Annotated in this window: 17 protein-coding genes; all 17 read right to left on the bottom strand. The window is 61.2% G+C overall.

The genetic code is table 11. The annotated features are described in order from the left end of the window. Nucleotides 1-65 precede the first annotated feature (65 nt). On the bottom strand, nucleotides 66-965 hold the full coding sequence (locus tag ACRWA7_RS06845; protein WP_438392019.1) for an ABC transporter ATP-binding protein: 900 nt from the start codon (nucleotides 963-965) through the stop codon (nucleotides 66-68). Further along, a complete protein-coding gene (locus ACRWA7_RS06840) occupies nucleotides 962-1252 on the bottom strand; it encodes a gamma-butyrobetaine hydroxylase-like domain-containing protein (protein ID WP_438392018.1) in 291 nt (96 codons plus the stop codon). Before ACRWA7_RS06840 ends, ACRWA7_RS06845 begins: the two co-directional genes overlap by 4 nt. Next, complete coding sequence (locus ACRWA7_RS06835) at nucleotides 1249-2244, bottom strand: HEAT repeat domain-containing protein (RefSeq protein WP_438392017.1); 996 nt, start codon at nucleotides 2242-2244, stop codon at nucleotides 1249-1251. The genes ACRWA7_RS06840 and ACRWA7_RS06835 overlap by 4 nt, the downstream gene beginning before the upstream one ends. A gap of 54 nt (nucleotides 2245-2298) precedes the next feature. Continuing rightward, nucleotides 2299-3096, bottom strand: coding sequence for an ABC transporter ATP-binding protein (locus ACRWA7_RS06830; protein ID WP_438392016.1), 798 nt, complete (start codon nucleotides 3094-3096; stop codon nucleotides 2299-2301). After that, complete coding sequence (locus tag ACRWA7_RS06825; RefSeq protein WP_438392015.1) at nucleotides 3093-3962, bottom strand: ABC transporter permease; 870 nt, start codon at nucleotides 3960-3962, stop codon at nucleotides 3093-3095. Before ACRWA7_RS06825 ends, ACRWA7_RS06830 begins: the two co-directional genes overlap by 4 nt. Before the next feature lie 38 nt (nucleotides 3963-4000). Then, complete coding sequence (locus ACRWA7_RS06820; protein ID WP_438392014.1) at nucleotides 4001-5425, bottom strand: ABC transporter substrate-binding protein; 1425 nt, start codon at nucleotides 5423-5425, stop codon at nucleotides 4001-4003. A gap of 49 nt (nucleotides 5426-5474) precedes the next feature. After that, a complete protein-coding gene (locus ACRWA7_RS06815; protein WP_299716525.1) occupies nucleotides 5475-5720 on the bottom strand; it encodes a 4Fe-4S dicluster domain-containing protein in 246 nt (81 codons plus the stop codon). An 11-nt stretch (nucleotides 5721-5731) separates the two neighbouring features. Next, nucleotides 5732-7483: a fumarate reductase/succinate dehydrogenase flavoprotein subunit gene (locus ACRWA7_RS06810; protein ID WP_438392013.1), complete on the bottom strand. Its 1752-nt coding sequence runs from the start codon at nucleotides 7481-7483 to the stop codon at nucleotides 5732-5734. Then, nucleotides 7480-8256 carry a GntR family transcriptional regulator gene (locus ACRWA7_RS06805; RefSeq protein ID WP_438392012.1) on the bottom strand — a complete coding sequence of 259 codons (777 nt, stop codon included), beginning with the start codon at nucleotides 8254-8256 and terminating at the stop codon, nucleotides 7480-7482. The genes ACRWA7_RS06810 and ACRWA7_RS06805 overlap by 4 nt, the downstream gene beginning before the upstream one ends. A 660-nt stretch (nucleotides 8257-8916) precedes the next feature. Next, entirely contained in the window at nucleotides 8917-9174 is a 258-nt protein-coding gene (locus tag ACRWA7_RS06800) for a hypothetical protein (protein WP_438392011.1), read from the bottom strand. After that, nucleotides 9171-9371, bottom strand: a complete 201-nt coding sequence (locus ACRWA7_RS06795) for a 4Fe-4S binding protein (protein ID WP_438392010.1) — start codon at nucleotides 9369-9371, stop codon at nucleotides 9171-9173. Before ACRWA7_RS06795 ends, ACRWA7_RS06800 begins: the two co-directional genes overlap by 4 nt. Continuing rightward, nucleotides 9368-11032: an FAD-binding protein gene (locus ACRWA7_RS06790; RefSeq protein WP_438392009.1), complete on the bottom strand. Its 1665-nt coding sequence runs from the start codon at nucleotides 11030-11032 to the stop codon at nucleotides 9368-9370. Before ACRWA7_RS06790 ends, ACRWA7_RS06795 begins: the two co-directional genes overlap by 4 nt. Before the next feature lie 117 nt (nucleotides 11033-11149). Beyond that, complete coding sequence (locus ACRWA7_RS06785) at nucleotides 11150-12079, bottom strand: adenylyltransferase/cytidyltransferase family protein (protein ID WP_438392008.1); 930 nt, start codon at nucleotides 12077-12079, stop codon at nucleotides 11150-11152. An 11-nt stretch (nucleotides 12080-12090) separates the two neighbouring features. Further along, nucleotides 12091-13002 carry an ABC transporter substrate-binding protein gene (locus tag ACRWA7_RS06780; RefSeq protein WP_438392007.1) on the bottom strand — a complete coding sequence of 304 codons (912 nt, stop codon included), beginning with the start codon at nucleotides 13000-13002 and terminating at the stop codon, nucleotides 12091-12093. A gap of 161 nt (nucleotides 13003-13163) precedes the next feature. Then, nucleotides 13164-13964 carry an ABC transporter permease gene (locus ACRWA7_RS06775; protein WP_438392006.1) on the bottom strand — a complete coding sequence of 267 codons (801 nt, stop codon included), beginning with the start codon at nucleotides 13962-13964 and terminating at the stop codon, nucleotides 13164-13166. Continuing rightward, on the bottom strand, nucleotides 13954-14829 hold the full coding sequence (locus ACRWA7_RS06770) for an ABC transporter ATP-binding protein (RefSeq protein WP_438392005.1): 876 nt from the start codon (nucleotides 14827-14829) through the stop codon (nucleotides 13954-13956). Before ACRWA7_RS06770 ends, ACRWA7_RS06775 begins: the two co-directional genes overlap by 11 nt. Before the next feature lie 134 nt (nucleotides 14830-14963). Then, complete coding sequence (locus tag ACRWA7_RS06765; RefSeq protein WP_438392826.1) at nucleotides 14964-15296, bottom strand: hypothetical protein; 333 nt, start codon at nucleotides 15294-15296, stop codon at nucleotides 14964-14966. Nucleotides 15297-15311 lie beyond the last annotated feature (15 nt).

The following is a 15311-nucleotide window of genomic DNA, read 5'->3' as shown; positions in this document are numbered from 1 at the left end:
GGCGTTGGTACAGGTGTCATTGCTTTAAAGCGGGACAGTAAGCATTTGTCGCGAGAAACGGTGCGTCAGTCAAGCGTCGTTGTCAGGATCGACGATGAACTTGCCTCAATGCCCTCGCCTACCGCCGTTCCCGGCAGCGATATCTGAGCCTCCGTCTCGAATGCTTTCTGACTTTCCTCCCGGATCAGCGAAAGCAGCCGGGACCGGATCGAGAAGAACTCCATCGACTCCAGGGTAGCTTCATTGCGCGGACGGGCAAGCGGTACCGGCACAATCTCCTTGATGCGTCCTGGACGAGCAGTCATGACATAAATTCGATCGGCCAGGAACACCGCTTCGTCGATGTCGTGCGTAATGAACAGTACGGACAAGTCCAGCTTGCGCCACATGGTCGTCAGCAACTGCTGCATGATCGTGCGGGTCTGCGCGTCAAGGGCGCCGAACGGCTCGTCCATCAACAGAATACGCGGCGTGGTCGCCAGCGCGCGCAGAATGCCCACGCGCTGCTTCATGCCGCCCGAAAGCTGCTCGGGGAAATACGTCTCGATGTTCGACAACCCGGCCATCGCCAGTAACGAGCGGGCGCGTTCCAAGCGTTGCGCCGACGGCACGCCTTTTAGCTTGAGGCCGTACTCGACATTCGAACGTACGGTCATCCAGGGGAACAGCGAATATTGCTGGAACACGACACCCCGATCGGCTCCCGGCGATATCACACGCTCACCGTCAATGCTGACACTGCCGGACGCTGGTGTCTGAAATCCAGCGACCGCGTTGAGCAGCGAAGACTTGCCACACCCTGAGGGCCCTACCACGACGGCAAATTCACCAGGCGCGACTTCTATAGAAACGTCGTCGAGTACTCGCGTCGCTACGCCTGCGCGCTGCCACGGCCAGCGTCCCGCGCGTGGCGCGAATTCGACCGAGAGCCTGTCAACCAGAAGGTGTCCGAGAGCGCGTGTCATTCCAAAGTTGTCCCAAGTTCTTCGAGAAACTGCCAAGGGAAAATTCCTTGCCCGTGACCGTCGCTGAAGATGAGTTGCACGCCATACGCCATCGAATGAATGTCCACGACTTTGACGTCCTCGGCTGCCTGCACGAAACCCGCAGTGAGACGAATGCGACGGCACGCCGCGCATGGGCATTCACGGCGCAAGGCCGCATCACTGAGACACTGCGCCGGCGCGTCCGGCCAGTGGAGCGTTAGAGTATGCGCCCGCGAATCAAGGTCGATGCGTTCGGGTACGTTCATGCCGGAAGACCTTCGATCTGTTGCAGCGCGATGCGAATAGCCTTGCGTACTTCCGGATCAGGGTCGCCTTGGGCCGTTTGCAGGGCCGGCAGCAAACTACGGTCGCCGAGTTCGCCGAGCGCAAGCGCCGCTTCCTTGCGCAGATTGCTGATGGAATGCGACAGCAGCCGGCCAAGCGCGGCTCCCGCGCCCGGGTCACGCAACCGTCCGAGCGCTCGCGCGGACTTCAGCCTGACCTGCCAGTAAGGATCGTCGAGCGACGCGATCAACGCGTCGCGGGCTTGGCCAGCGCGCAGCTTGCCAAGCGTCGCGGCGGCTTCCTCACGCACCTGCCAGGCGTCGTCGCGCAACGCACTGAGCAACGCATCGACGATGGTTTCCGCAGGCTCCGAGCCCAGTCCCAAAGAACCCACTGCGGCCCGGCGCACGTCGGGATCGGCGTCCCCTGCGGCTACCTGGGCGAGCTGCGCGAGTGCGCGCTCGTCCTTGAGCCAGCCTGCGACGCCGACGGCCTCCAGACGCACCGACGCCAGCGGATGCGAGAGTGCTCGCAAAGCGGGGTCCAGGGCATCGGCTAGCCGCAACTCACGCAATGCACGGAGTATCGCGGCCTGCACAAACGAGTCTGGATTGGCGACCCATTCGAGCAGCACGTGGCCAGAAGTCACTTCCTTGAGTTCCGAGAGGCTTTGAGCCGCCGCGAGGCGCACCGCTTCATCGAGGTCGAGAAGAGTCTGGCACAGCGCGTCGACAACCTCCGCTCCTTCCCAGGCCGCCAGCACACGCGCCGCCTCGCGGCGGACATCAGCCGAATCGTCATGGCGAAGCGCTTGGACAATCGGCGGCAACAGGTTCTCATCCTCCAGATCCGCGAGTTCAAGGAGCGCGATGCGGCGGACCACAGGGTCGGCATCGGACAGGCGCGGCAGCAGGACCGTTGCTTCGGGATCGAGTGCGTCGGGGTCGAAAGTCAGCGGAGAGAAAGCAGTCATGGGCCAAGTTTTCTTTTGAAGCATTGAACAATCGGGATTGCGTGGAACGCAAGATCAGGTCCCTTCGCGCAGCAGCGCAAGGCAACGGCGCTTGATGTCGACGAACTCGGCCGCGACCGTGCTCTCGTCATTGCGTGGACGGGCGAGCGGCACCACGATATCGGCGACGATTCGCGCGGGCCGGCGCGACAGCACGAGAATGCGATCGGCCAGGAACAACGCCTCGTCTATGTCGTGAGTCACGAACATCACCGTCGTGCGCATGCGCGCCCACACATCGAGCAACAGGCTCTGCATCATCCGGCGCGTTTGCGCGTCGAGTGCGCCAAACGGTTCGTCCATCAGGAGGATGTGCGGCCGGTTGATCAGCGCGCGCGCAATCTCCACCCGCTGCTGCATGCCACCCGACAGTTGCACCGGATAACGCGCTTCGAATCCCTGCAAGCCGACAAGTTCGAGCAGCGCACGCGCCTCGCGATGCCGCTCCTCCAGGCCGAGCCCACTCATCTTCAGTCCGAACGCAACGTTGTCGATCACCCGCTTCCACGGAAACAACGTGTGCTGCTGAAACACGAGACCACGGTTTCGATGCGGGCCAGCGACCCGTTCGCCATCGACCGCGATCTCGCCGCGGGTTGCGGTCACATGTCCCGCGACAGCGCCGAGCAAGGTCGACTTGCCGCAACCAGACGGTCCAAGCACACAGACGAATTCGCCCGGCACGATAGTGAAATCCAGATGGTCCAGCGCCGTAAATCGTTCGCTCGACAAGCCCACGTCAACGCTCAAAGAACGCACATCCACACGACCCAGGGTCGCTCCGGTCAACACGTTACTTGATACGGTACTCATCGACGTGCCTCGCTCAGCCGGTACCACGGCATCAGCACCAGCCCGAGTCTCTTGACAAGCACACTGCTGCCCATGCCAAGCGCGCCGATCAGCAGCATGCCGACGACGATATCCGCATAGTTTTGCAAGGTGTACGACTCCCACGTGAAATAGCCGATCCCGTACTGTCCCGCGATCATCTCGGCCGTGATCAGGCAGAACCACGCAGTGCCCATGCCGATAGACAAACCCGTCAGGATGGCCGGAGCCGCGCCAGGCACAATCACTTCGCTGAATAGCGACAAGCGTATCGTGCCAAGGCTTCGCGCGGTGGCGACCAGGCGCGGGTCGATACCTTCCACGCCGTGAATGGTATTGAGCAAAATGGGGAACAGCGCGCCAATGAACGTGATGAACATCATGCTCATCTCCGACGATGGAAACATCAGGATCGCCAACGGAATCCATGCTACGGCAGGAATGGGCCGCAGCACTTCCAGCGAGGGCAGCACCGAATCTTCGAACGCGCGATACCGGCCGATGGCCAAGCCAAATCCGACTCCCACCATAGCCGCCGCGCTGAATCCAACCAGCACCCGCACGATGCTAGCGAACAAGTGCATCGGCAGCTTGGGTGAATGCAACAGGTGCCAGAAGGCCTGCGCGACATCCGTCGGTGCGGGCACATTCGCCATTGTCACGAAGCCGAGCGAGATCTTGTATTGCGTCGCGATCTGCCACAGACCGAGGCAGGCGACAAGTGACGCGCAACGCCAGATCGAACGGCTGACAGGCGTGCGGTTCGACACCTCAGACACCGCCGACGAACGCGCTCGGTCAAGCGCCGGCAAGTCGCGGCTTTCGGTGCTTTCGAACGAAGTGGCCATTATCGATTTCCTGTAGAACACGTCGGACCCGCTACGCGTCAGCGTGCGGCCACGGCCTGAGCCGCATCAGCGCGAACCGACGCATAGTCCGAGACTTGGCCGCTGACCTTTTTTGCGAAATCATCTGCACTGGCGCGCAGCAGGAAGGCTGCAATCTGCCCCTTGCCCGAGCGGACATACCAGGCTTGCCCGGCCAATAGCTTCAGCCCGCTCGCGTGATCCTGCACAAACACCGCGCGCACGGTTTTGCCTTCCTTCGTCAATGCTTCCTGCGCGCTGAAAGCTTCTTGCGGTTGCGCGTAACTGCGAACGGGGTCTTCACCTTCGACCCACACTTGCGCGACATCGTTGAAAGCGGTGATCCGCTTGCCCGTTTGCGCGTCATTGGCCGTCAACGGCTGCTTCGCGTTGTTCCTTAGCGCGGCGTCGTAGTCGAGGCCTGACTGCTTGAACGCCTCGCGGATAAAGTGGTCGTCAATAATGCTGCTCGCATCGAGTTCGACGTCGGTCTTTTTCAGCAGCTTGAGTGTGTCGATCGCGCTCGCCACTGCCTGGCGATACTCCGGCTTCCAGGTCAGGTCCCGGGTCTGCAAGCCGAGCGGCCCGTGATACAGGTAATCGACCGGTGCTTCAATGCCCGTCACTTTCTCGATCAACAGGCTGTACTTTTCCGGATCCTGCGCCATCAGGCGATTTGCCTCGATGGTCGCGCGCAAATAGGCCACAACAATTTCCGGGTACTTCTTTGCGTAGTCCGCGTCGACGAGCGCGCCATGGAAGGTCGGTGCGTGGCTTTGTGAACCGTCATAGATCTTGGTCGCGAAGCCGCGGTACGGGAACAGGTCAGCGAACGGAACGAAGTCGGCGTGCGCGTCAATCTTGTGCGCCTTCAGCGCACTGCCCGCCACTTCCGGCGCTTGCGTGATGATGTTGACGTCGGTGTCCGGATCCCAGCCTTGCGCCTTGATCGCACGGAGCAGCATGCTGTGCGCAGTCGATGCGAACGGCACGGAGATCGTCTTGCCCTTCAGGTCGGCAAGAGAACGAATCGGTGACCCGGTCGGGACAACAATGCCATTGCCGCTGCCCTCAGTGCTCCCGGACAAGACCGTGATGAACTCGCTCTTCTTACCCGCTTTCTTGAATGCTGCCGCGTTGAGCGTGCCGGGAAAGTCCGCCATCGCGCCGAAATCGAGTTTGCCCGCCACCATTTCGTTAGTCAGCGGCGCACCGGATGTGAAGTCCTTCCACTGGATGTCGTACTGGACGTCCTTGTATTTTCCATCGTGCGGAAGGAATTTATCGAGCAGATGCAGCTCCCGGATCATGAGGCCGCCGGTTGCGCAATTGATCGTGGTGTCCTGCGTGCCGATAGCCACGCGGATGGTTTCCGCCCGCGCGCTTAATGACGCCATGACGAACGTAAGCGCTATGGAAGCGCGAATCAGTTTCCGACAGTTCATTGCTCAACCCCGAGTAGAGAGTGGGTACGCCGCGATTCTGAACACCGCGTCAGCGCAGCAAATAAGGAATCTCGACCTTGACCGCACCGGTCGGGCAGTCCTGTTCGCACGGCATGCAGTACCAGCATTCATCGAACTTCATGTAGGCCTTGCCCTTGGAGACGTCAATAGCCAGCAGGTCGAGCGGACACACATCCACACAGACGGTGCAGCCCTTGTCAGCGATGCATTTGTCTTCATCGACGGTGACGGGCGCCGTGCTGCGCTGAAAAATTTCATGGGTCGTATAGGACATGGAGGCTCCGTTCAGGCAGATTCCGGCACGGCTGCATCCGTGGACACACGCTCGCCGATGCGCAACTTTTGATAGGCATTGCTTTCGTCGTTGTCGAGCGGAAGCACGTAGGGCTCGACCGGGCGTTTCACGCTCGTCATCCTGCCGAACTCATCCTTGTAGAGGTGCGTATGGCAGAACCACTCGCTGTCGTTACGCTGCGGATAATCCACCCGGTGGTGATAAAGCCCCCAGCGGCTTTCGGTCCTGAAGAGCGACGCACGTGCGGCCATTTCCGCACAATCGCGGATCGCCCGCACCTCTGCTGCGCGCATCAGTTCGTGCGGATTGTCAGCTTTCATCTCGCCGATATCCGCGCTGATCTCCTTGAACCGCTGCAGCCCGATCTCCATCTTTCGCGTGACCTTGGGTGGCTGCAGATAATCGTTCACCATGCGCCGCAGCTTGTATTCGACCTGCGCCGGCGCAAGCCCGGATTCGCGTTCGAGTGGCGCATAGATGCGTTGCCGCTCTGCTGCAACCTGTTCATCGTCTAGCGGCGACAACTCGCGGCCCGCGACGTCGCCGGCCGCGTTCCATCCGGCGAACCAGCCGTAAGTGAACGCCCCGAGCATGTAGTTGTGCGGTACCGCGGCCATGTCGCCCGCTGCATATAAACCCGCCACCGTAGTCTCTGCGCGCTCGTTGACATACACGCCCGACGCGCTATGCCCACTGCAAAAGCCGATCTCCGAAATATGCATCTCGACCATCTGCTGCCGGTAATCCGTCCCTCGTCCTGCATGGAAACGCCCGCGGCTCGGACGCTCGTTGGTATGCAGAATGTCTTCGATCGTCTTGATCGTTTCCTCTGCCAGATGATCGAGCTTCAGGAACACCGGCCCATTGCCGCTTTGCAGTTCCTGGTAAAACTCCCACATCATCTGGCCGCTCCAGTAGTCGCATTCGATGAAGCGCTCGCCCTTTCCGTTCGCCGTGAAGCCGCCAAGCGGTCCGGTCACGTACGCGCAAGCCGGACCGTTGTAGTCCTTGATAAGCGGGTTGATCTGGAAACACTCGAGGTTGGAAAGCGCAGCGCCAGCGTGATACGCCATGGCGTAGCCGTCACCTGCGTTGGTCGGGTTCTCGTAAGTGCCCATCAGGTATCCCGATGCCGGCAATCCCAGCCGACCCGCGGCGCCACAACTCAGGATCACAGCCTTCGCACGAACGATATAAAAGTCGGCAGTGCGGCAGTCGAAGCCCATGACACCGCAGACCCGTCCCGTTGCATCGGTCAGAAGCCGTGTCGCGACAATCCGGTTGGTGATGGCGACACGGGAGCGTTTCAACTGACGATAAAGCACCTTCTTGATACTGTGCCCTTCCGGCATGGGCAGCACATAAGAACCCATGTGATGCACCTTCTTGACCGCGTAGTCACCCGTGCTGTCCTTCTCGAATTTCACACCCCAGCGATCCAGCTCCTCGATCGTCTTGAAGCTATGCCGCGCATAGGCGTACACCGCCGACTGATCGACAATACCGTCGTTCGCGATGGTGATCTCCCGCGTGTATTGCTCGGGCGTGGCGTGCCCGGGAACAATCGCGTTATTGAGTCCATCCATGCCCATGGAGATTGCGCCGCTGCGCTTGACGTTGGCCTTTTCCAGCAGCAGCACCCTGAGCGACGGATCGCGTTCCTTCGCTTTCACGGCGGCCATGGGTCCCGCCGTTCCGCCGCCCACCACCACGACGTCATATTCGAGAACATGTGTATTCATCGCGCTTTCCTCGCATTCCTGCGTTTCTTTTCCCGGTCGATACGCATCCGGTACTGGAATGCATCGCCCCGAAAATAAAGGTATTCATAGTCGATAGGCGTCCCGTCCGCGCAGTGGGTGAGGCGTTCGATCCTCAGCACCGGACTGCCCTCCTCTACTTGCAGCGCGGCGCCGATTTCGTCGTCGGCGAGAATCGCGTCGATCGATACATCGGCGTGACCGAGCGCAAGTCCGCAGTCGTTCTCAAGGATCAGGAAGATGTCGCGAGTCACGAGGTCGGCATTCGACAGGCGCTTTTCAAGCGCCTCGGGAACGTAGGTGATTTCCAGCGAAACGGGCGCCCGGTTGAGCAGCCGGACTCGATGGATTTCAACCACTCCCGATCCCTCGGCAATCTTCAGACGGCTCGCGACGTGGCGATCGGCCTTGACTACCTTGAACGTGCGCAACTGATTGATGATTTCATATCCCATCGACGACATTGCTTCAGCAAAGCCTTGTAACGACGTTACGTTTTGAAAGGCTTTGGGCTTTGAAACAAACGTCCCCTTACCATGAATCTTGAAAAGCAGCCCCTCTTTTTGCAGATCGCCAAGCGCCTGGCGAACCGTGATGCGGCTGACTTCGAACATTGCGCAGAGCTCGTGCTCGGAGGGCATCTGCCCGTGCGGCGGATACGTCCCGTCAAGAATGCGGGCGCGCAGCATTTCCTTTAACCGGGCGTATAGCGGTGCCGCTGATAGCGGCAGCAGAGTGGCAGTGGGAGCGGTCATTTCGGCTTGTTATGACAAGATGAAATGGAGTCTAAACACGCCGATAAATCCGACCAACCAAGATTTTCTGATATCGATCAAAGCAGAGTCGTTGATTTTCGGTGCAGCTTCCGCACAGCGCTTGCGATGCCCGTGTCATATTTTTCTCACGAATCTGTCGTTGGGATATGTCAACGTTCCCCGTCCGGTTTACATTTGTCATCCGTCGCGCCTCGTTGCGTTGACGGAAATGCATTTCAAGCAGACGCCGACACGCGTGTCCACGCTCCTACCAGAAACTCGAAGGAATCAACCGACGTGTGGTAGTCATCCCAAGGATTCGGCACCTCCGAACAAAATACTAAATCGACCGGACGTCGGAGCTTCATCGTTGGCGGTGCATTGTTAAGTGTTGGTGCGATCGGCTATGTGCTGATCAGCTCGCACAGTAGCGAGGTCCAGTCAATCCGGCGATCCTCACGCCCGCTACATCCGACGGCACGTCTTGTCGGGGTTCTGTGGCGAAGGAAGAACAGGGAAATATGACGCGGCAGGGCCCCGCCTCGCAGTTCAGCTTCTGGAGAAGCACCCAGACATTCTCGCAACGGACCCTTGCGTCGCCTGAGCAGCGTGGAATCTCGGAGTGGAGTCTCAATACCCTGAGCTGCCGACCTCATACGGTCAGAACAAGACCTCCTGCTTGATCGGCTCGCGTTTGCTGATATCGACCAGGCCGCTTCGTGCCGCTACGGCAGGCGCCGCATAGATCGCCGCATTGGGGCCGCTCGTCTCACGCCGCTGCGGCACGGCGGCCTCCGGGCCGTCGACGGTGATCAGCGGCTCGCCATAGGCGTAGCTTCCCGGCTCGTGTTGGTCGAAGCCCAAGGCCCGCCGAAAATTACCAAGTACGTTCAACTGCAGCACCTCTTCTCGTGTCACCGCGCGACGCGTGCGCAACGGACCGACGAAAAGCGCATCAGACGGGCAATGCGCCTCACACAGGTAGCATGTGTGGCACTCCTCCTGACGTGCGGTATAGGAGCCTGTCCCTCGGTCCAGTCGAACACGTCGGTGGGACAGATTTGCGCACAGGTGCCGCACGTCGAGCAACGATCTTCCAGGACGAGTTCGATCACGACGCCTTCGCCTCCACATAGGCGTTGAGCACCGCCTTTCGCTTGACCCAGATGCGATCGACACCGCCGACCACCACATGGCTGTACTGCCCATCGACCATCGCCGGATAGTCCGAGCGGCGATGCAGGCCGCGACTTTCTTTTCGTTCGAGAGCGCTCGTGAAAATCAACCGCGCGGTCGCGACCATGGCCGCCGCTTCTCGTGCGCGAATCAGCGAGCGGGCGTAAGCGGCACCCTGCAGTTGCGGATCGGCCGCGAGGCTCGCGCTTACATCGGCCCATAGTCCGTCGAGCTTAGCCAGCGACGCCTGCATGACTTGGCCATCTCGGCGATAGAACTTGGCGACCGGCAAGGTTTCCTCTTGCACGCCGGTGATGACGGCGTTGACGTCAAGATCCTCGCGATATCGCTGTGCGGGACGCAACCCGGCGGCCACGCCACCGCTCGGAACGCTCAGCTTGCGCGTCGAGGCCGCCTCACCCAACCGGCGTGCGAAGAGGGTCGCGGAATGTCCCGCCCACGATCCGGATGCCAGGGCCCAGGCGGTAGCCGGTCCGGCGCCGGACTGATTTGCGCCCATGAGCTTTTCGCGTAACGTGGTGTCGCCAGCGGCAAACAATCCTGGCACCGTCGTCGCCGCGCCGGCGCTCACTTCAATGCCGCCCGATGCGCGGATCGTGCCTTCCAGGATATGCTCGACCTCATAGTTATCCTTGAACGGGTCGATTGGAAGATAACGCTGAAAATACTGGAACGTCATGGGCTGCGAAGCCTGGATCCGTTGCCTCCCCCGCTCGTCATACTTGTCCAGCTTGCAGTAGAGATGGCCCGTTTTGATTTCGGCCATGGTCGAGCCCTTGCCGCGCGACACTTCGTTGCCATATGCGTCGGACATCGTTGCACTACCGTACACCGCGGTCTTGGAACAGGCGCTGCCTTTTGGCACGATGCCGTACTGTCCGCTGAACTCCAACCCTGAGAACTGCGCGCCCGCTTCTGCCGCCATCAGATAACCATCGCCCGTGTTGTTGTTGCCTCCGGCAATCCCCGACCTGAACGCCGTGCCGCCGGTTGACAGCACGACCGCGCCGGCACGCACAATCCAGTTCGCCCCGGTCTTGCGGTTCACGCCGGTTGCACCCGCCGCGACACCATCGCTCAACAACAATTCGAGCGCGGGGCTGTGATCGAGGATCGTGACGCCGTGCTTCTCCAATTGCTTGCGCAGGAACAGGACCGCATCTCCGGCGCGCATTCCGCCCCAGCGCTCCTGGTTGCCGTCCTGGGTCTTCGGAAACGCATACCCCCAGCGGGACATCAGATCCTGATTGATGAAGCTCTGGTCGTACACTTTTTTTATCCAGGCCGTTTCCGCAAAACCGAATGCAATGGACAGGCGCGCGTTGATCATCCCGTGCCGATGCTCGGCGTCATCGGGCTTAATGTAGTACGCGCCGGTTCCAGCCGCGGCCTGAGTGCCGGATGTGCCGAGATATCCCTTGTCCACGACCACCACGCGCGCGCCGGCGCGCACCGCAGCAAGGCCGGCCCAGGCGCCGGCGGGACCGCCGCCGATGACGAGCACGTCAGCTACGTGGCTGACGTCGTAGGTGGCCTCGTCCGTGGGACGCCTGAATTGCAAAAGTGAATTGATCGCCATCGTTTTCTCCTTACGAACTGACCGTAGACATCCTCTGGATTGACCGCCTGTTCGATCGCATCCGCTCTTCCTCACTGATGCTGTCAAGTCGCCACGTCGGTGCTCAGCGGCGCGCGCTCAAGCGACAACGCCTGCCCGCAGATGCTGTGGGAGCAGAGCGGTTTCCTTGTTCAGCAACGAGACGAACTCGACCCGCACGCGCTCGCGCGTCGACAGGTGAGCCGGCCAACTCTCTCGCGTTAGCGCCGTCAGGCACACTCGCGGGCGGGCTGACGCGCCCGCTTTCGCATCGTGCTTCACGCGGATCGTGGCGGCCACCGCTAATGCTGCCTGGGTATGCAGGTATACCGAGTAAATTCCTGCGGGCAGCGCGCTGCGCTCGAGGCCGATAAACTCCAACTCCGGAAAGCCGTATCGTGCATCGCACGTATCGAGCGGCGCCAGCCGTCCCGACACCGCGTAGGAACGGCCCAAAAGTTCGCGTGCAAGCGGAAAATCGGCATGTGCCAGCGCCTCGCGTACGCCGGACGAGGAGATGCGCACGCTGCCCTGCATAATCGGGTCGATTGCATGCACGTCAAAACCATGCCGTTTTCCCGCGCGTATCAGCATGGCCAGATCACCATTGCGTCCCGCGCCGAAACAGAAATCATGACCGACCAGGATCGACCTGACCTCGAGTCCCCGCACCAGGATGTCGTGGATGAACTGTTCCGCCCGGATCGCCGCAAAGTGCGCGTCGAATGGATGCACGATCACGCGCCCGATTCCGGCCCCGGCAAGCGCTTCGAGCGTGTCGTGCAGATTGGCCACGCGCGGAACTGCCCAGCGCGCTCGGACAGTATCGCCATGCTCCCGCTGCGCGAAGAAGTCGCGTGGATGCGGCTCGAAGGTCAATACCGTCGCCGCCGCGCCCATCTCCCCGGCTTTCTCGCATACGCGGGAGAGCAAGGCCTGATGTCCGCGATGCACGCCATCGAACTTGCCGATCGTCAACACGCTCGGCACGCGTTGCGTACTGTCCGGCAGGCCGCGAAAAAGTTTCATGGGAGCGTCACTCAGCGCGCCGGCGCCGCGCTCTTTCCGGGCGCCTCGAACGCAACCGTCGGCGCCGAATCAGGCGCTACGAAGCGCAGATCGGCAATTTGCGCGAGCGACGGTTGGTAATCCTTGTTGATATCGCCCAGTTGCTGGACGATCTTCACCGCATTGAGCAAACCTTGCGGGTCGATCGCGCCGCTGTCGTCCCAGCGGGGCAGCAAACGTGCGAGCGAGGCGCGGATCACGGCATCGCTGAGATTCAGCTTGGTCTTGGCGAGCGCGATGAGTTCGTCCTGGTGCGTCCGTGCATAACGGATCGCCTCGCGGTTCGCGATGAAGAAACGCCGCACCGCATCCGGATGCGCATCGATGAACGCCTGGGTAGCGAAAATATAGCTGTGCTCGTAACGCCCGAAGTAGTCCTCGCCGCGCGCCAGCACGTGGCCGATATGATCGTACTGCGCCTGCGTGACATTGGGCTCGGTCATGATCACGGCCGCTACGCGCCCAGCCTTCAGCGCCAGGTAACTGGTGGCGGTCGACCCGCCCCCCACATTTCTGACCGAATTGATATCGACCTTCTCCGCGTTGAAGATGTAGGCGGCAGCCTCCGTGGCGCCACCGCCCGCCTCGCCGAACGCCACGTCGCGGCCCTTAAGTTCGGCGACGCTCGAAATCTCGGGACGTGCCACCAGTACAAACGGCTGAGCCCGGTATGCCGGCGCGCCGACCACCTTGAGGTGCAGTCCGCGGCTGATACCGGTCAGGATCGGCGTACCGACGCTGCCCATGTCCACCTGATTGCTGGCCGCGGCTGCGATCGATTCCGGGCCGCCGCGCAGAAAAAGGACAATCTGCAGGTCGATGCCCTGCGCCTTATAGATACCGTGATCAATGGCCATCTGCTGGTACAGGTCACCAAGCGACACACCCAACTCGCTGAAGCGAATGGTCGTAAGCGGTGCCTGCGCATCCGCGGCGCGAGTGGCGAACGGCCATAAGGAAACCGAAATTAATATCGATGTGGCCAACAGCTTCGTCTTGGATATCACGCTGATTCTCATAGTGGGTTGCGCCGCTCAAATCTGGCTCAGGCGTCGTTCAGGCGCCAGCCATCAACCTTGCGGTTCAGATAATGAAGCGCGCGATTCATCACGACACCGAAGACGGCGATGATGACCACGCCGACGAACACGTCGTCGATCCTGAACGTCGCCCCGTCGTATTCGATCATGTAGCCAATCCCTGTCGAGCCGCCGAACACTTCAGCCGCGACCACGCCCAGCAATGCGCGGCCAACGGCGAGGCGCAGACCAGTCAGGAGAAACGGCACAGACGATGGCAGCGCAATAGTGCGAAACAACTGCCACTGGGTTGCGCCATACGCGCGTCCGACCGCGGTGAACTCGCGATCGATATTCGTCATGGCCACCTGCATATTGACTATCAGCGGAAAAATCGCGCTCAGCAACACCAGCGCCACCTTCGAGCCAAGCCCCAGGCCGAACCAGATGATGAACAACGGCATCATCGCAATGTGCGGCGTGGTATAGAGCACGGACACCAGGGGGCTGAACGCGCGATTGACAGGCTTGAACCACCCAAGCAGAACGCCGATAGGCACCCCGAACGCAACCGCCAGCCCGAAGCCAACCCCGAAAACCTGTGCGCTGGCGGCCAGGTTACGCGGCAGGTCGCCGCCGCGAAGCATCTCCGAGCTGGCCGTGACGATACGCGAGGGCGAACTGGAGAACAGTGGGTCGACCAGGTTCGTGCGGGCGGCGAACTCCCACAACCCGAGCAGCGCGATGAATACTCCCGCGGCCAGCGCGATGTTGCCGAACGCCTGCAGGCGCTTGCGGCGACGAAAGAGCGTGGAGTTAGACGGCATATTGTCCCTCCCGCTTGAGGCCTGCACGCGTGGCGCTGCGATGAATGGATTCCCACACCTGCTCGCTGAGGGCATCGAAACGCCGCGAATGCTTGACCTGGGGCGTGCGTGGACGCGGCAAGTCGATATGGATTTCGGCGACGACTCGGGCAGGCCGATCGGAAAACACGACGACACGGTCCGACAACAGCACCGCCTCCTCGATCTGGTGCGTAACCATCAGCACGGACTTGCGCGTGGCATTCCAGATCGACAACAACTCGTCCTGCATGGTCTCGCGAGTGATCGCATCGAGCGCCGCGAACGGTTCGTCGAGCAGCAGAAGGCGCGGCCCGGTCACGAGCGCGCGAGCGAGATTCACGCGCTGCTGCATGCCGCCGGACAACTCACCCGGATGAAAGCGCTCGAAGCCGCGCAATTGCACAAGGTCGATCACCGGAGCAGCGCGCAAGCGCGCCTCCTTGCGTGACAGCCCGCGCAGTTCGAGGCCGTAGGTGATGTTGTCGAGCACCGTGCGCCAAGGCAGCAGCGTGGCCTTCTGGAACACGACCGCGCGCTCGGGACCCGGGCCCCACACGTCCCGGCCCTCCACTGAGATACGTCCCGACGCAGGCGTAATGAGGCCCGCTACGGCGGCCAGGAAAGAAGACTTGCCGCAGCCGCTCAAGCCGACGATGGAAACGAATTCACCGTGACGAATCCCAAGGCTAACGTCACGCACGGCATCGGTCACCTCTCCGCTCTGCTGATTTTCATAGCTGATGCGAAGCTTATCCACATCGAGCACGAGCGGTTTCGCGCCAGCCATCGAAGCACCCCCAAGCGACGGCAGTGGCAACTGCACCGCGTCGCTCACCGTGCGCATGGATGGTCCTCTAATGGCACGTCGGTCGAATCGTCCGACACCCGCCTCTGTCAAACTGAGCTCGCTCTCTTGCATCGGTATTGCCTTTGAAGATGGAAGGTAGGGAGGCCCGGAAGTCCGCCCTTTCTTATCTCTTAGATGTAGTTCCGGTCCTTCGCTTCGTAGAGCTGTCGGCGCACCCGGTCGCTCGGATCCGGAATGCGCTCGCCGCGTTTCTCGCGCAGCAACTCGCTCGCCGGATTGAAATCGCCTCCCGGCGGCTGACCGTTTTTCCAGCCGAGCCAATCAGCGTAGGCTCTCTGCTTTCCTGCCGCGATCACCGCCTTGCGGTCCAGGTTCCGCGTCGGCTTGTTCAGCAGCGTGACGTAGATTGCCGATCCGGGGCAATGCAGCGCGCATTGGCGGCAACTGTGGCAATCGTCGAGCCGTTCGATGACCGGCGGCTTGCCCGGCACCAGCTCGAACACGTCGGTTGGGCAGAC

This window comes from Caballeronia sp. DA-9, from assembly GCF_051615025.1.
Classification (GTDB): Bacteria; Pseudomonadota; Gammaproteobacteria; order Burkholderiales; family Burkholderiaceae; genus Caballeronia; species Caballeronia sordidicola.
The sequence above is the reverse complement of the archived record's forward strand: the minus strand, read 5'-3'. Positions and strand labels throughout refer to the sequence as shown.